Here is a 16,708-nt window from a genome sequence, read left to right as displayed (position 1 = left end):
TGTAACTTAGGTTATATCAGTACAATGAAGACACTTGACTATCTATTTAACACACTGCATAATAGTGTGGCATATGAAAGCAATTTTGCTCAGATGCACATAATGCATAAATTAAATAATTTTAAATTATTGATTTAAGCTTAATCCTTCAAGGGTTTTCCAATATATTTCCGTTAACTTTTATACGTTTTTAAGTATACAATATAAATGAGCATAATGCACTGTAACAGCATCAATTTTAGCTGTTTTAGGATAATTTTTTCGATACAACAGTGAAATTAACAAAATACCAACAGATAAGAGGTGTACATTTTTTATGAAGCATGTAAAAGGGCGTTTGGATGAAAGTATATTAGTTTGTGTTTACTACGGCTTAAATGGCGAACGTTTAATACGTCGTGGTCATAAGATGGCCACAATGCTAGATTGTCCACTCTATATTCTTTCAGTCGATTCGCAACCCCTTGATGCATTTGACGCAGAAAAATCTAGTTATATAGAGCAATGGAAGAAGCTATCAGATGAACTTGAGGTTGAAAAATTCATTTTGCAAGATAATGAAAAACGCCCCATTCAAAAAGTTATTGCAGAAGTCGCAAAGAGTTATGGTATTTCACAAATTATCGTAGGGCAAAGCGCACAAAGTCGTTGGGAGGAAATCACTAAAGGTTCTTTCCTAAACGTACTGTTAAAAGAAGTTCCTTTTGTAGACTTTCATATTGTGGCTGTTCAACGTCCAACAGACGATGATGCAAATGAAACATATGAAAAAGGAGTACGTGCTTACTTAATTAAAGAGCAGGATCACTTTAAAGTAGCATTTACTTGCCCTAAATATGTATCCATCGAAGGTATATTTTTCAAGGAAATTGGCACGGACTTTGACAATGGCATCTTTAAATTTACTTACAATGATAAAATGCATGAAGTTCATATTTCAGAGGGCTACGTGATCGATCAAGAGAAGTTGCCAGCAGAATTTTTAGCTCCATTAAGACAATAAAAAGACGCGTACCTCTTAAAGAGGACGCGTTTTTTAAACTGCAGTGGATGCTGGTTTATCCTTCGGTAAAAAGAAGGCAATCAACAATAATAACGGTAATAAGGAAACGACCATCATAGTAAAATCAATCCCTTTATGATCCATTAAAATGCCGATAACCATCGCACCTATTGCTCCCATACCAAAGGCAAAGCCCGTTGTTAAGCCAGCCATTGTACCAATTTTTGTTGGTACTAGCTCTTGAGCATAGACTACCGTTACGGAGAAGCTAATCATGATCAATGTACCGATAATGACTAAAAATATCATAGCGGCCCATAATGGTACATAGGGCAATGCTAAACAAAATGGCATTGGCACTACCACAGAAAGAATAATGACATTCTTTCTACCAATACGATCTGATAAAGAGCCTCCGAAAAATGTACCTACTACCCCGAATGCCATGAAGGTGAATATTAATATTTGTCCTAGTCGCAGGCTGACATCATAGTGATCCATCAAATAAAACACATAAAAGCTTGTTATATTTGTTGTATAAAATGATCGTGCAAAAATAATTGTAAATAATAATGTTAACGCAATTCCTACTTGTTTCTTTGTTAAAGGAGGCAATGTTGAGATTAGTACACGTTTTTTCTTCGCTATACGCTCTTGCTCCAATTGTTTTTTATACCATGTAGCTATTTTACTCAATAAAATGATACCGAACGTTGCAACGACTAATACGATTGCAGCACCACGCTGCCCGAAAATATCAAAGATGTACGCACTAATTAACGGTGCAAGAGCTTGTCCTGAATTTCCTCCTACTTGATAGATAGACTGAGCAAGTCCTCTTTTAGAACCAGCTGCCATAAATGAAACTCGCGATCCCTCAGGGTGAAATATAGCTGAACCAAAGCCGATAAATAATACCGCAATAATAATAATCCAATACTGTGTTGTAAACGCGATAATGGCGATACCTATAAAAGAACTAATCATACCTATTGGTAAAGCATAGGGCATTGGTTTTTTATCACTGATAAAGCCTACAGCAGGCTGTAATGCAGAAGCAAATATGTTTAAAACAAAAGAAATCATACCAATTTGTGTAAAGGTCAAACCTAATTCACTCTTAAAAATCGGAAACATCGCTGGGATAACAGCTTGCATCGTATCATTGATAAGGTGAGCAACACCGATTGCAACCATAATTGGATAGATTGGATTTGTTAAATTTAATTGTTTATTCATGTTGCCACCTCGCTCATATTTTGTTTATACAGGATTGTCGCATACTATCGACCATTTTGCACAAGCTATAGTTCGACAGCTGTAAAAGGAGTTGATATATGCATGGAAAGCTTTATTCATGCTCACTTTTGGGAAATGATTCTTCGAACAACACTTTCGTTTTTTGCATTACTCATTCTGGCACGTATACTTGGGAAAAAACAATTGGGCCAGTTAACATTCTTCCACTATATTACAGGTATTACATTTGGTTCGATTGCTTCAGAAATAGCCTCACAGGAAGAAACACCTTTTTTAGATGGTATGATATCCCTCGTTTGGTGGAGTGCTTTAACCTATTTGATGACCGTCATTACCATTAAATCTAAAAAGGCTCGTGTTCTCATCGATGATAAACCTACCATCGTTATTCAAAAGGGGCTTATATTAGAATCAGCTCTACAAAAAAATCGTCTTCATTTAGATGAGCTAACAATGATGCTACGTGAACAAGCCATTTTTTCTGTACAGGATGTTGAATATGCTATGTTAGAAACAAATGGTAAACTCAGTGTTTTACAAAAAACTTCTGAGCAAGTGGCTACGAAGCAAGATGTGAAAGCGGATGTATCACCACCTACTTATCTGCCTACAGAAGTCATTTCGGATGGTCAACTTATTACAGAAAATATAGTTGAGCTTGAGCTAACAGAAGATTGGGTATTGAAAAAATTAAAAAAACAAAATGTGCAATCAGTAGAAGAAGTTTATTTTGCTCAAGTCCAAACAAATGGATCCTTATACATTAGCCTAAAAGACAAATCGAGACATTCAAGCCCGTAATTGTTTGTCTCGTCTCTTTGTTAGTCGATCTTTACTATATCTAATGGTGTAATGATACCTAGTAATTTTTGATGTGGTTCGCCATGCTCTGTTATTAGTAAGGCCTCGAAGCGCCTTCCCCTTTCGACCCCTTGTTTAAAAATCTCCTCAGCCTCATAGATCGTTAAAGATCTGCTGACAAATTTGTAATTTACTCTATTTTTCTCATGCATTAAAATATCATGCAACGTAGGAATCCTTTTTGGTAGATGGTCACCACCCATTTTTGAAGCAAGCCAATTGGTAATTCCTACTGTCGTGATAAGCCCTTTAAATTGCTTATTATAATAAACTGGGAACTGCGTAAATTTGCGTTGGCGTATCACTTTTAGTACATGTTTCAATGAATCGTTTTCCTGAAAAACCAGTACTCTTTTACGGAACATTTGTCCCACAAGCGTTGGCTTAGCAAGGGTAGCATCTATGTATTCAATTCTTTCTACAACATCGGTATGTGGTTCTGCAATGACATAATGTAAGGAAGTACGGTGATGCACAATAGCATTACGTAAGTCGGCATATGAGCGTAAATCATCCTCATATTTCTTCACCAAGACATCCTTTTTCTTTGCTTGATCAATCAGTCTATAAAAAGCCATAAAATCCTTGGCTCCTACAATATCTCGTAATCTATGATCTATTCGATTAAACGCTGTCAGGAAACGATCGGAGTTTTCAGTCCCCACTTTTCTTGTACCTTCTTTCTCTATTCATCTATATATTTTCCGAGTTATTTGACAAATTTCGAGTTACACACCCATTATATTCCTAAGTTATAGAGATTCCAAGAATGTAGTTTTTAAATATAGAAATGAATTAACAATTCCCCCTTGAAAGTGACGTAATGTTATTTTATATACTGGCTGTAACAGAGAGGGGTATTAGTTATTCTGCTGACGATTCACCATGTTTCCAAGCAAACTGGCTTACTGTGAGGAGATTGGACTGTTACTTCCAACAGCAAAGACGGAGGATGGACAGAGGATTTACGGTGAAAATGCCCCAACAAATCGTATTTTTAAAGGCATCAGGATTCAAATTAAAAGAAATTCAAACTCTACTAAATAATTCATGGGCGTGGCAAACAAGTTAACTTTTATAGCGGAGGAACAAAAGAAATGACAACAGATGGAGAGTGCCATACTTGGATTAAAGAACGCTGCGGCTATTGAGGGAGGGCTAACAGAGTCCCTTATCCAGAAATTCATCCAGCTTTCGAATCCATAACGAGATAAAAAGCAAGCTTTCCGACAGCAAATTTTTGTAGCTGCCGAAATAGATCTCATTAACTTGGGATGATTACACCAGGAATCATTCTACTTGTTTTACATCTTTTATTCTGTGGATTTATGAATCAACCGTTAAGAAAAATTCAAACACTTTTTGATCAAAGTATAAGTTCTGCTCTTTCTTGGATTATGTTCTTTGTCGGGCTGATACTGCTTATAAATGGTGGGATGATTTAAAAATAAAAAACGGTAAAAACTCATCGTAAACTGGTTTTTACCGTTTTATCTTTTTTAGATTTTTGCCATAGACGCATTTCTTTTCATCATCGCGATCCCAATGCTAATACAGATAATTGTTAATGCCACAGTCATTATTAGGCTCCACCAATAGTCTGACATGTCCATTGCTCCTCGTACTAGCAAAATTCCATAGCTCGCTAGTTTCCAAGGAGATATTGTCCAAAAGATTCCCACTATCATATCTACGATTTGCCCTACAAAGATCACCGTAAATGCACATGTAGTAGCTATAACCGTTTTAAAACTAGCACTCATCAGTAATGAAACAGCTATTACAAATAACAGCCAAATATAGTACGTACAAAAACTAATTAGTAGTGCTCCAATGTCCAAAGTTCCATATAATATGCTTGTGTAATATACACTTGCAGCAAAGCCAGCTAAAATACTTACAAAACAAACTGTGCCTATAACAATAAACTTACTCATAAAGTAGGCGCCATATGAAATGGGCCGTGCATATAAGAGGGTAGCCATGCCACTTGCTCGTTCTTTACTAATAGCCCCTACAAATGAAGCCATCATCACCAGTAAGCCTATTGTTTGAAACTGTCCAATAGAAGCTTGGAGTAAATCAACTGGCACTAATTCTGGCATTAGCATTTCAAAGCCCTCAGGTACATTCCCAACAGCATTTAATATATCCATCATATAATAGTTTGTTAGTGGATCACTCATTCCAAGCAAAGCAAACACGAGAGGTATCCATAAAAATTTCCAGCTCCGCCATGCTTCTCTATATTCCTTTTGCAGAAGTACTTTGAATCCACTCATGCTTTTTTCGCCACCTTCATGAAAATTTCTTCCAGAGATGCTGTTTGTCGCTCCACTTTTCGGATGGTATAAGGACATGCACTTAAACGTTGTAGCAGCTCCTTCATCGTTGGCTCCTCATTCACAACCTCAATATACACATAACAACCGATTATAGTATAGGATGGATCCGCAAAAAGCTTCGCCTCTTCTTCACTGCCAAATTCAATTACATAGTTTTGCTCATCAAAACGTTGCCGTACCTCACGTAATGTACCCTGCTCCACTAGTTTTCCATTTTGCAAAAATAATAGCTGGTCTGTCATTTCTTCCGCATCATTTAAAATATGCGTTGAATATAAAATGGTTGTCTCTTGTTGTAAACCTTTTAATAAATCGAGCACTTCTCTGCGTCCAACGGGATCTAACGCTGAAACTGGTTCATCTAATAGCAGTAATTTAGGCTTATGCACAATTGCCTGGGAAATACCAAGACGTTGCTTCATTCCCCCAGAAAAAGTCGCTATTTTTTTATGTAGCGCATCCCCCAACCCTACGAACTCTAATGTTTTTTGTGCTTCTAATTTAGCTTTTTTGGCTGCTACACCATTCAACCTAGCAGCCATTTCTGTAAACTCTAATGCACTTAGCCAAGGATGAAACTGCGGATATTGAGGTAAAAACCCTATATTCGCACGTAAATCTCCATTTAACATCCTTACACTTCCAGCAGTCGGTTTTAAGAGCCCTGTTAACATAGATAAAGTTGTTGTCTTGCCAGCTCCATTTGGTCCAATTAAAGCTGTTGAAGTCTTTTCTTCTAACACGAAATGAATATTATCTACAACTGTGTGCTCTGCAAATTGCTTGGTCAAGCCTGTAACTTGAAGTAATGTTGTCATGACTGCTTTCTCCCTACTATAAAGTACGCAATGGACCCTAATAGATTGGCAAATAGAATGATAAATACCCATAAAATTTTAGGACCATTTGTGGCATGGATTTTACGCAGATCAATAAGCGCTACAATCATTAATATAATTTGAACGATGATGAGCGGTGCGATAACCGCCCATGGAACCTTTGCTAATTCCTCCATCATACAGATCACCTCATCATTTGTTATATATTAACTATAACAACTTTGTTCTAATATGTATAGAACAAAATAAAATTTAATAAAAAAGATGCACCCTAATAGGTACATCTTTTTTTATTTATATAGTTGTTGCAATGCATCTTCCATTTTTGGGCGAATGGATACTTGTGGACGAGCTTTTTTAACTGCTGCTTCTGCTTCCTCTAATGAATTAACCATTCCCAGCTCCATTAATGCGGCTGCGGCGGCAACACCTGCACGTCCGCCACCACTTCCACAGTGAATATATACTTTTTGCCCGTCCTCGAAGGCTGATGCAATTTCTTTCGCTACTTGTTGAATAGATGATGCTACCTCAATCTCTTCATCTGCAATTGGCAAATGTTTATAAGAATAAGGAACTGTTTGCTGCTCTTGTGTGGAAAGCCCTTGAACACGAACATCTATCACAATATTTACGGATTCTTGTGCAAATGCAGTCTCAGCGTCTTTTGCGCCACCAAAGAATAGTCGATCTTCTACTAAAGCATCGTAGTTCTTTTCCATATTCTCCACATCCCGCATGTTTATTTTAGTAAATGCTTAATGTCCTCATAATATGGTAGGGCAGTTAATGCACCTGCTTTTGTGGCAGCAAAAGCTCCTAATTTATTGCCGAAGCTTGTACAGCGCACGAGTTCTTCTTGCGTTGTAGGTAAGCCATTATAATGGACATCACGTAGTACGCCTGCCATAAATGCATCGCCCGCACCTGTCGTATCTACAGGTACTACCTTCTCCGTCGGCACATGGAGAACCTCACCATTAAGTACAGCATAAGTACCATTTTCTCCTACTGTGATTAAGATAATAGGCACTAAATAGCTATTGAGATGTGCAATGCCCTCTTCTAAGGTAGTTGTCTCTGTCAGGAAGAATAATTCATCATCCGTAACCTTTAAAATATCAACATCCTCAAAAAATGATGTAATCGTCTCTCGACAAATTTCCTCACTGCTCCAACGTAGCGGTCGAATATTGGCATCCATTGCAATAATTGCACCCTTATCCTTTGCCATTTCTACAGCTGCTCGCGTTGTGGCAAGTGCTGTTGGATGGAACATAGTACCTGAACATACTGTTAAAGCCGAAGCATGTTTAAAAGCTGCTTCATTTAGCTGTGATGGTTCCACTTGTAAATCGGGTGTTTCATCAACATAATCTTTAAAAATCCGCTCACACGCTTCTGTAAGATGCACATATACGCCACTTACTCGCTTTGCTGGATTAAATACGGCATAATCCAGTTGTACACCCTCTTGGGCAAGCCCATCTCGCACAAATTGAGAGCCTTCGTCATCCCCTGTAATAGTAATTAATGCCGACGGTGCCCCAATTCGGCTAATACCAGCTGCAACATTTACCGTTGCACCACCCATATATTTAGTAAATGATGTGTTTGTTACATCATCAGCAATATAGTCAATAAAAGCATCTCCATAGACTAATATAAAATCCTTCTCTTGCTTTGTCATGATTGTCCTCCAAAATGTCTAGTCATTATAGATTAACACGAAAATTGTCATTCTATCAATGACGCCGGGGCGTCATTGCGTCCAAATATTTTCGAGCTGACGAGTAGAAGTGAATCTATAACTGTCTGTCTATCCTGTGACAACGGTTGACTGATCTGCATCATACAAGCCTCTTTTCAAAATCTTTGATATCAGCTAGAGCCATTGTTTTAATTTAGTGTCTTGTTGAACACCTGCTGGATTAAGCTAATGGGTTTTACTTTTGTTAGTGGGCTATAAAATTTGAGTCAATCTCTATCTTTGTTATACTTGCCTATAGAAAGGTAGGGATTATCAAGATGAGTATTACAATTCGACAAGCGCAACCACATGATGCCCATGCCGTTGTGCCTCTTATTATCGATGCAATTGGTGAAATTGCTAATCGCTTAACTGGCGAGAAATCAGCTGAAGCTGTTATACAAGAACTGACAATTCTTTTTCAACGTGACGACAATCGACATTCTTATTTAAATACCTTTGTCGCTACTGAAGGAGAGCAAATATTAGGGATTCTCGTTTATTATCACGGTGCACAAGCCGTTCACATGGATGCTAACCTTGTTAAATGGCTAGAAGCAAAAAACGCTACATCCATTGTCATTGATCAAGAAGCACATGAAGATGAGGCATATATCGATACTGTTTGCGTAGCACCAGAAGCACGAGGTAAAGGAATTGGAACATTGCTATTACAATTTGCCGAAGAGCTAACAAAGCAGCGCGGCTATACAAAATTATCATTAAATGTTGAAACCCAAAAAGAAGATGCTCGCCGACTTTATGAGCGTTTGGGCTTTGTTATTACAGAGCCATGGTCCATAATCGATGAGCCATTCCATCACATGGTGAAACAGTTTTAGGAAGTGAAATATTTATATATGAAAACAAATTTTATTTACCCTCTTTTGATTGTCATTGCTTCTAGTAGCTACGGTATATTGTCAACGATTGTCAAAGTAGCTATGCAGCATGGCTTTACAACATCAGAGGCAGTATCAAGTCAGTATATAATCGGCTTTTTACTCGTTGTAGCCATTTTTATTTTTACAGACAGAAAATTACCGAGTCCATCCAAAAAGGGCTTACTTATTTTAATTTGTGCTGGAATTTTTACTGGGACGACAGGAATAGTGTATGGAGAATCTTTAAAATATCTACCCGCTTCTCTTGCGGTAGTCATGCTATTCCAATTTACATGGATTGGTCTGCTAATTGATTGTGCCCTACACAAAAGATTACCCAGTCGTCCTGAAGTAATTTCGATCATTATCTTATTTGCAGGAACTATTTTAGCTGCTGGTGTATTAAATGTAGATTTAAGTGGCATCCCTATCCAAGGGTGGCTATTTGGCTTTGCAGCAGCCTTTACCTTTGCTTGCTTCATTCAATTCAATTCGCGGCCTGTCGAGGGAGTTACTACGACTTCTCGGGTATTAATCGTTTCCTTCGTAGCCCTTATTATGATTAGTATTTTCCTTAGCCCTGAGGTTATTTGGAATGGCCAATTATTCATGCAAGGCTTATGGAAATTTGGACTAGCACTAGGTCTTTTCGGTATCATTTTACCAATTTACTTATTTTCAATCGCTATTCCTAAAGTCGGTGGCGCGCTAGCTTCCATTTTAAGTGCCATCGAATTACCAGTTGCCGTTACAGTTTCGGTTATTGTTCTGCATGAACCTTTAACCGCTGTACAAATCGTAGGGATTATTCTCGTTATTGCTGGTATGATGCTGCCAACCATTATTGCACAACGGCAACAAAAAGACAGCTTATTAGAAGCCCATTCATAAATCGACAAAAAACTCCTTAAAAATGGAATGATTCCTTTTTAAGGAGTTTTTTTGAATTTTGCTGAAATCGCATTGCTTACTGTTAAGTACTTAGCTATGATGAAGGCAAATGTAATTTTTTAATAATTCTAACATTAATCTTATCCTTTCGTATTATACTGCAATATGCAAGTACCTTACTTTATGAAAGGAGAAGATGATGAAAAAAACCCGCATTCTTGGTTTTTTCCTTGTGTTGATGTTTTTAGCTTTAGCTGCTTGTAACGGCAATAATCAGCAAAATTCTACAGATGGTGCAGCAAATAAAGACAAAACATCTGATGGTGATAAAACAGAAGTGGCAGCAACGACACCTTCAGGAAAGCTTGTCATTTACACAGGTCGTGATGAAGAAATGGTGCAAAATGTGATCGATCAGTTTAATGAAAAATACCCAGACATTGAGGTCGAGTTTTTAACGATGGGGGCACAGCAAATTTTAGAGCGCCTCCGCGGTGAAAAGGCCAATCCTCAAGCAGATTTTTGGTGGGGTGGAACGCAATCCGCTCTCATTGTTGGAGCAAATGAAGACTTATTGCATGCTTGGCAGCCTAGCTTTATCGGTGCCATTGATGCCTCACACAAAGATGCAGATGGACGTTGGTTTGGTGAGATGTTGCTACCAGAGGTCATTATGATTAATAGTGATTTACTGACAAAAGAAACAGGGCCTCAGGACTGGGATGACCTATTAGATCCTAAATGGAAGGATCAAATTCTAATTAGAGGTGTGCTTGCGTCAGGTACAATGCGCACAATTTATTCCTCTATGATTGTACGACAGGGAGACGATTCACCTGATAAAGGCTATGAATGGTTATTACAATTAGATGCTAATACAAAGGAGTATACACAAGATCCTAATGCCTTATATTTAAAGCTAACACGACAAGAAGGTAGTGTTTCTTTATGGAATTTGCAAGATATTTTATTAAAGAAATATACGACTGATTATCCTTTTGATTATATTTATCCAAAAAGTGGTGCACCTATTTTAGTAGATGGTGTAGCCGTTGTAAACAATGCGAAAAACTTAGACAATGCAAAACTATTTGTAGAGTTCTTATTTGAAAAAGAAATGGTGACACAATTGGCGAACGATTATTATCAAATTCCTACACGTTCTGATATCGATAAGGCTTCCATGCCAGAATGGTATCAGGAATTAGATTTAAAAACGTTCGATATTGATTGGCAGCTAATGTCTGACAAAGAAGCTGAATGGATGGAATATTGGGATAACAATGTAAAAGGGCGCGGCAAATAATAAAATAGGTAAAAATTCGACTTATACTGCGAATTTTTACCTTCCTGTATCATCTGCATTCTTTGTTAGAGAGGAGTTTATGATTGAGAAGTGTCAAAATTGAAAATGTCTCAAAGCAATTTGGTCAAGTGTATGGCGTGAATGATATAAATCTTGAAATAAAAGCAGGGGAATTTTTTACTTTTCTCGGTCCTAGCGGCTGTGGCAAAACAACCACTTTAAGGATGATTGCAGGCTTTTATTACCCTTCTAAAGGTAAAATTCTTTTTGACAATCGAGATGTCACTCGACTTCAGCCCAATAAACGCAATATCGGTATGGTATTTCAAAATTATGCTCTTTTTCCTCATATGACGGTTGATGAAAATATTGCCTTTGGTTTACAAGTGCGGAAATTTTCAAAGACCGAAATTCAATACAAGGTTGACCGCATTAGAGGACAAGTACATCTAGCAGCTTATGGTAACAGAAAAATAAATGAACTATCTGGTGGACAACAACAACGGGTTGCTTTGGCTAGAGCGCTTGTAATTGAGCCAGATATTTTATTACTGGATGAACCTCTATCCAATCTAGATGCTAAATTGCGTGAGGAAACACGTATTGAAATCAAACGAATTCAATCTGAGCTTGGCGTTACAACAATTTACGTTACCCATGATCAGATGGAGGCAATGGCTATGTCGGATCGAATCATGGTCATGGAGAATGGTTTGATCAAGCAAATTGGGACTCCTCAAGAAATTTATCATCAGCCTGAAGATCGTTTTGTAGCTAACTTTATTGGTGAAACCAATTTAATCGAAGGCACTATACAAGCCATTAATGGTGAAAATGTACAAGTGAGAACCTTAAATGGACATCTTTTGACTGGGCGAAAGCAACAAAGCTCCCCCTCTTTAACGCATATGATTGGAGACAAAGTGTTTATTTCTATTCGACCGGAGTCTATTCAACTAGGTACTGGTGATAATACGTTAACAGGAAAAATTACATTTGTTGAATTTACAGGTATTAGCGTCAATTACATTGTAGATTTTACGGCATTTTCACTTAAAGTAATGATTATTAATTCTTATGACCAAATAAAGAAAATCGGTGAAGACATTACAATCAATATGGCTCATGATTCACTGTACTTATTAGGGGAATAGGAGGAAGCCAATATGGGAAAACAGTCTGTCAATGCCTCTCAGGAAAGCGCGTGGACACGAATTTTTCAATCCAATTGGTTTGTTTATATTTTAATATCGCCATTATTTTTAGTATTGTTCGCCTATGTGGTTTACCCCTTCTATCAAACATTTATCCAAAGCTTTGCTGGTGATGAGGCTTTCTTTCACTATAAAAAATTTTTTGATCTGGCGAGCCCAGCAAACTTAGAGGCTTTATGGACCAGTATTTATATTTCGATCATCAGTGTTATTTGCTGTGCAGTCGTTGGGGTTACGATGGCCTTTTTACTGGAGCGCTATAATTTCCCAGGAAGGCGTACACTGTCTATTTTAGTATTAGTTCCTATGGCACTTCCTCCTCTAGTGGGTGTACTTTCTTTTTCATTTTTATATGGCGATAGCGGTATTTTCCCTCGAATCTTTCAGCATCTATTCGGATTAGACCATGTACCGTTTGCATTGAAAGGCATTTGGGGAGTTATCGTCGTTCATACCTTCACGATGTATACGTACTTCTACTTAACAGCTTCAGCTGCTATTAAGGGGCTCGATCCTGCTTTAGAAGAGGCTGCAACCAGTCTAGGTGCAGGGCGTATTCGCGTATGGACAAAGGTTATTCTACCAATGCTGACACCTTCCATTGTCGCCTCGTCCTTATTAGTGTTTATGATCTCAATGGCTTCCTATACAGCACCTTTAATGTTTGGTGTAGAGCGCACCATGACGATGCAAATATATTTATCACGTACAAATGGCAATCTTGAGATGGCTGCAACACAGTCGATGATTTTATCCTTTGTATCTATTACCTTTTTAATCATCATGCGTTGGTATCAGAATCAGCGAAATTATCAAAATCTCAGTAAGGGTATCAGTGTTCATCGTTCCGAGGTATCCTCTAAAAAAATTAAAGTTATGGCAACAATCGCATCCTTTGTTGGGACATTCATATTAATATTGCCGATATTAGTTTTGATATTGATATCTTTTTCTGTTGATGGTGCTTGGAAAACGCAAATTCTCCCGACCGACTATACGATCGATCATTATATTGCTCTTTTTACTGATGAGCGTACATGGCGGCCTATTTGGAATTCCATTCAAATGGGTGTCATAGCAACAATCGGCAATATCATTTTTGGTGTCGCTGCTGCTTATGCTATGGTTCGGTTAAACTTTAAAGGGAAAACATTGCTCGATATTTTGATTATGGTACCTTGGGCTTTACCTGGTACTGTTGTAGCGGTTAATTTAATCGCTGCCTTTAGTACAGAAAGTATTTTTAGTTTCAATCAAGTATTGATCGGTACATTTTGGATTTTGCCATTAGCGTATTTTATTCGACATTTACCACTTGTTTTTCGATCTACTTCCGCCTCTCTTGTACAACTAGATCAATCGATTGAAGAGGCTTCACGTGGCTTAGGCGCCAATTGGTGGTATACATTTAGACGGATTGTCGTACCGTTAACATTCACCGGAATTTTAGCAGGGACACTCTTAGCTCTCGTGCAAAGCTTTGGTGAGTTTGTTGCATCCATTCTAATATACAGTACATCCACTATTCCATTGTCTGTAGCGATATTCCAAAAATTATATGCATTTAAATTTGGGACCGCCTGTGCTTATGGTGTCTTACAAATTTGCTTAATTTTAGTTGTTCTTATTATTTCTGAAAAACTATCAAAAGGCAGTGCTGGTACAGCCATCTAGCTGCCAATCTATTAGGGGGCCATTACAATGTTTGAAGATTTTCGCAACAAAACGCAGCGGGAAGATGGGATGATATTCCCTTCTAACATCTATCGGAAAATTGTCTTACAGCCAGCTTATGATGAGGCGAAGAAAAATTTTTTAACAATCATGCTACAAATTAATATTGCTCATTTAAAAATGTTAGAAGAACAAGGACTCGTAAAAAAAGATGAAGCGAAACAAATTGGGATAGCTCTAAAAAAAATAGATTTAAATTATTATCGTTTAGAGGATTACAGTCCCCAATATGAGGATTTATTTTTCCGCATTGAAAATAAACTAATTGAGCTTGCTGGTGATGTTGCAGGAAATCTTCACATTGGCAGAAGTAGGAATGATATGGGGATCGCCATCTATCGTATGACCTTAAGGAAAAAACTATTATTATTAATGAACGAGTTACTAACATTACGTGATGACTTAATCGCGGCTGCAGAGGAACATATAGATACCATCATGATTGGCTACACGCATACACAGCAGGCTCAGCCCACAACCTTTGCCCATTATTTAAAAGCTGTTATTGACCAGCTTGAGCGTGATTTTGAGCGGATGCAGCATGTCTATAAAACTGTCAATCGCAGTAGTATGGGGGCGGCTGCCTTAACAACGACAGGCTTTAATATTAGTAGAGAACGGATGCGTGATCTACTGGCATTTGATGATATTATCGAAAATGCGTGGGATGCTGTTGCAGGCGCAGATTATATTGCTGAAGCGGCAAGTATTGTACAGCTGGCTGCACTCAATCTCGGCCGTACATCTCAAGATTTTTTATTATGGGCTACCCAGGAATTTAATGCATTCACACTCGCAAGTCCATATGTCCAGATAAGTTCCATAATGCCTCAAAAACGTAACCCTGTTTCCGTAGAGCATACACGTTCATTACTATCTGCGGTTGTTGGAGATGCAAGTACAGTATTACAAATGGTACATAATACACCGTTCGGAGATATCGTCGACACTGAAGATGATATGCAGCCCTATTTATGGCGTGCCATTGACCGTTTAAATGGTATTTACAAGTTATTTGGTTCTCTTGTTGTCACAATGGATGTTAATAAAAAGAAATTAAGAAACCGTGCAGAGAATAGCTTTGCCAATGTTACAGAGCTTGCAGATACATTAGTGCGTTCAGAGGGGATTTCATTCCGCCAAGCACATAGTATTGTTAGCAAATGTATTAAAGTTCTACTTGCCCATGGCGAAGAATCACTAGCAAGCCTTACATGGGGCCTTGCCAATACACAATCTAAATTGATTACGGGAAAGGAATTAGCTATTTCAGAAGAAGACTTTTATAAAACATTAAAGCCAGAATCTTTTGTTGGTGTGCGAACATTGCTAGGTGGCCCAGCTCCAGCCACAATGAAAGCAGCGCTCGAACGTTCAAAAATGAATGCTCAAAACCTTTATGAATGGGTCCGCTTAAAGGAAAATTCTATTATACAAGCGGAAAAGGAATTAACAGCCTTTCTTGAGGAATGGAATCAATGAAGGATTGGTTATTGATTATTGACGGTGGAGCAACAAAAACAGCATGTGCGGTCGTTCATGCTGAATCTGGTGACATTCACTATTCTACAACAATGCAAGGCTCGAATTATCAAGCCATTGGTGTCGAATCAGCTACAGCAAGATTACAAGGACTTTTAGCAAATGTACAAACATTTTTGCAAAAGTACCCCCATTCTCAAATTGCTGTAGCTACCTTTGCGTTAGCTGGCATTGATTCTCCTAAGGATCATGCCACAGTAACGGCCATTGTTCAAAATGCCCTAAAGGCCACACAGCTACAAATCAAGACGCTAATTATTGAAAATGATGCGGAAGCTACACTACTTGGTGTGACTGCTGGACAGGCTGGTGCATTACTCATTGCCGGAACAGGAGCCATCGCCTATGCCTATGACGGGCAACGAATTGTACGTGCAGGAGGTTGGGGACATCGAGCTGGTGATGAGGGAAGTGGATATTGGCTAGGGCAGGAAGTAGTAAGAGCTGTATTTAAAATGGAGGATGGTCGTGGTGAACCAACAATCTTAAAAGAAGCCGTCTATCATTTTTTAAATATACAGGATGTAACAGAGCTTGCGGAATGGTTATTCCATCCATCCTATACGAATGCACAGCTGGCCAAGATGAGCTCATTTGTAGCAAAGGCAGTCGAGCAAGAAGATGCTTGCGCCATGCAAATATCACTACAGGCTGCCTACGAATTAGTTCTTCTAGCAAGCGCTGTATTGAAAAAAATGGGCTATCAGAATGGACCATTTACACTTTATTGTAATGGTGGTGCCATCAAGCATAATCCACTCATTTTAAAGACTTTTACGGAGGAAATCACCTTACTATATCCACAAATTGATATTAAACTTTGTCAGCATCAGCCTATTACTTATTTGATTGAACGTACAAAAAGGGCATATGACTATTTATAAGTCATTGCCCTTTTCATAGTGTAAAAAAACAAAACCATCTATTTTGTGAAAGATGAAGATGGATTTCCGTTGCAGGCTACTTGCTTTCCCGTGGGCTAGCGCCGAGCCGCTTCGTGTTTAGAGGCTCGCCAGTCTCGCGGGAATCGAGTAGCCTTCCGCTCCACCTCACAAAAGATTATCTTTTTAGAAAAAATT

Annotated in this window: 16 protein-coding genes; 9 read left to right on the top strand and 7 right to left on the bottom strand. The window is 38.2% G+C overall.

The genetic code is table 11. From position 1 onward, the window contains the following. Positions 1-316: 316 nt before the first annotated feature. Entirely contained in the window at positions 317-1,003 is a 687-nt protein-coding gene (locus NST76_RS00790; protein ID WP_036125087.1) for a histidine kinase, read from the top strand. A gap of 33 nt (positions 1,004-1,036) precedes the next feature. Here the strand turns inward: NST76_RS00790 and NST76_RS00785 are convergent, their stop codons facing one another. Continuing rightward, positions 1,037-2,242 carry an MFS transporter gene (locus tag NST76_RS00785; RefSeq protein ID WP_036125084.1) on the bottom strand — a complete coding sequence of 402 codons (1,206 nt, stop codon included), beginning with the start codon at positions 2,240-2,242 and terminating at the stop codon, positions 1,037-1,039. A 102-nt stretch (positions 2,243-2,344) separates the two neighbouring features. Between NST76_RS00785 and NST76_RS00780 the strand changes: the two genes are divergently transcribed. Further along, entirely contained in the window at positions 2,345-3,064 is a 720-nt protein-coding gene (locus NST76_RS00780; RefSeq protein ID WP_080717103.1) for a DUF421 domain-containing protein, read from the top strand. Between the two features lie 20 nt (positions 3,065-3,084). Here the strand turns inward: NST76_RS00780 and NST76_RS00775 are convergent, their stop codons facing one another. From NST76_RS00775 to NST76_RS00750, 6 genes are all read right to left on the bottom strand, one after another. Beyond that, on the bottom strand, positions 3,085-3,789 hold the full coding sequence (locus NST76_RS00775; RefSeq protein ID WP_036125082.1) for a CBS domain-containing protein: 705 nt from the start codon (positions 3,787-3,789) through the stop codon (positions 3,085-3,087). An 834-nt stretch (positions 3,790-4,623) separates the two neighbouring features. Next, positions 4,624-5,406 carry an ABC transporter permease subunit gene (locus NST76_RS00770; RefSeq protein WP_330493871.1) on the bottom strand — a complete coding sequence of 261 codons (783 nt, stop codon included), beginning with the start codon at positions 5,404-5,406 and terminating at the stop codon, positions 4,624-4,626. Beyond that, positions 5,403-6,287, bottom strand: coding sequence for an ABC transporter ATP-binding protein (locus tag NST76_RS00765; protein WP_036125076.1), 885 nt, complete (start codon positions 6,285-6,287; stop codon positions 5,403-5,405). Before NST76_RS00765 ends, NST76_RS00770 begins: the two co-directional genes overlap by 4 nt. After that, complete coding sequence (locus NST76_RS00760) at positions 6,284-6,487, bottom strand: PLD nuclease N-terminal domain-containing protein (protein ID WP_004233126.1); 204 nt, start codon at positions 6,485-6,487, stop codon at positions 6,284-6,286. Before NST76_RS00760 ends, NST76_RS00765 begins: the two co-directional genes overlap by 4 nt. A gap of 111 nt (positions 6,488-6,598) precedes the next feature. Then, positions 6,599-7,030 (bottom strand): dual specificity protein phosphatase family protein, encoded by a 432-nt coding sequence (locus tag NST76_RS00755; RefSeq protein WP_058843787.1) that lies wholly within the window; start codon positions 7,028-7,030, stop codon positions 6,599-6,601. Between the two features lie 20 nt (positions 7,031-7,050). Then, entirely contained in the window at positions 7,051-7,998 is a 948-nt protein-coding gene (locus tag NST76_RS00750; RefSeq protein WP_036124949.1) for a carbohydrate kinase, read from the bottom strand. Between the two features lie 338 nt (positions 7,999-8,336). Between NST76_RS00750 and NST76_RS00745 the strand changes: the two genes are divergently transcribed. The 7 genes from NST76_RS00745 (at position 8,337) to NST76_RS00715 (ending at position 16,513) form a co-directional block, all read left to right on the top strand. Continuing rightward, the gene (locus NST76_RS00745; protein WP_036124951.1) at positions 8,337-8,900 is read left to right on the top strand and encodes a GNAT family N-acetyltransferase; all 564 of its coding nucleotides are present in this window, start codon (positions 8,337-8,339) and stop codon (positions 8,898-8,900) included. A gap of 18 nt (positions 8,901-8,918) precedes the next feature. Beyond that, a complete protein-coding gene (locus tag NST76_RS00740; RefSeq protein WP_036124953.1) occupies positions 8,919-9,833 on the top strand; it encodes a DMT family transporter in 915 nt (304 codons plus the stop codon). Positions 9,834-10,032: 199 nt separating this feature from the next. After that, on the top strand, positions 10,033-11,139 hold the full coding sequence (locus NST76_RS00735; protein ID WP_036124955.1) for an extracellular solute-binding protein: 1,107 nt from the start codon (positions 10,033-10,035) through the stop codon (positions 11,137-11,139). An 83-nt stretch (positions 11,140-11,222) separates the two neighbouring features. Then, entirely contained in the window at positions 11,223-12,293 is a 1,071-nt protein-coding gene (locus NST76_RS00730) for an ABC transporter ATP-binding protein (protein WP_271912055.1), read from the top strand. A 12-nt stretch (positions 12,294-12,305) separates the two neighbouring features. Continuing rightward, entirely contained in the window at positions 12,306-14,027 is a 1,722-nt protein-coding gene (locus tag NST76_RS00725) for an iron ABC transporter permease (protein WP_058843773.1), read from the top strand. 27 nt (positions 14,028-14,054) lie between these two features. Then, complete coding sequence (gene argH, locus NST76_RS00720) at positions 14,055-15,569, top strand: argininosuccinate lyase (protein ID WP_058843774.1); 1,515 nt, start codon at positions 14,055-14,057, stop codon at positions 15,567-15,569. Then, complete coding sequence (locus NST76_RS00715; RefSeq protein ID WP_058843775.1) at positions 15,566-16,513, top strand: BadF/BadG/BcrA/BcrD ATPase family protein; 948 nt, start codon at positions 15,566-15,568, stop codon at positions 16,511-16,513. Before argH ends, NST76_RS00715 begins: the two co-directional genes overlap by 4 nt. Positions 16,514-16,708 lie beyond the last annotated feature (195 nt).

The organism is Lysinibacillus sp. FSL W7-1291, assembly GCF_038593415.1.
Classification (GTDB): domain Bacteria; phylum Bacillota; class Bacilli; order Bacillales_A; family Planococcaceae; genus Lysinibacillus; species Lysinibacillus fusiformis_D.
This window is presented reverse-complemented; position numbering and strand designations above follow the sequence as displayed.

Coding starts and splice junctions, on each gene's coding strand:
- NST76_RS00790 (WP_036125087.1), top strand. CDS start 317: ATGAAGCATGTAAAAGGGCGTTTGGATGAAAGTATATTAGTTTGTGTT.
- NST76_RS00785 (WP_036125084.1), bottom strand. CDS start 2,242: ATGAATAAACAATTAAATTTAACAAATCCAATCTATCCAATTATGGTT.
- NST76_RS00780 (WP_080717103.1), top strand. CDS start 2,345: ATGGAAAGCTTTATTCATGCTCACTTTTGGGAAATGATTCTTCGAACA.
- NST76_RS00770 (WP_330493871.1), bottom strand. CDS start 5,406: ATGAGTGGATTCAAAGTACTTCTGCAAAAGGAATATAGAGAAGCATGG.
- NST76_RS00765 (WP_036125076.1), bottom strand. CDS start 6,287: ATGACAACATTACTTCAAGTTACAGGCTTGACCAAGCAATTTGCAGAG.
- NST76_RS00760 (WP_004233126.1), bottom strand. CDS start 6,487: ATGATGGAGGAATTAGCAAAGGTTCCATGGGCGGTTATCGCACCGCTC.
- NST76_RS00755 (WP_058843787.1), bottom strand. CDS start 7,030: ATGGAAAAGAACTACGATGCTTTAGTAGAAGATCGACTATTCTTTGGT.
- NST76_RS00750 (WP_036124949.1), bottom strand. CDS start 7,998: ATGACAAAGCAAGAGAAGGATTTTATATTAGTCTATGGAGATGCTTTT.
- NST76_RS00745 (WP_036124951.1), top strand. CDS start 8,337: ATGAGTATTACAATTCGACAAGCGCAACCACATGATGCCCATGCCGTT.
- NST76_RS00740 (WP_036124953.1), top strand. CDS start 8,919: ATGAAAACAAATTTTATTTACCCTCTTTTGATTGTCATTGCTTCTAGT.
- NST76_RS00735 (WP_036124955.1), top strand. CDS start 10,033: ATGAAAAAAACCCGCATTCTTGGTTTTTTCCTTGTGTTGATGTTTTTA.
- NST76_RS00725 (WP_058843773.1), top strand. CDS start 12,306: ATGGGAAAACAGTCTGTCAATGCCTCTCAGGAAAGCGCGTGGACACGA.
- argH (WP_058843774.1), top strand. CDS start 14,055: ATGTTTGAAGATTTTCGCAACAAAACGCAGCGGGAAGATGGGATGATA.
- NST76_RS00715 (WP_058843775.1), top strand. CDS start 15,566: ATGAAGGATTGGTTATTGATTATTGACGGTGGAGCAACAAAAACAGCA.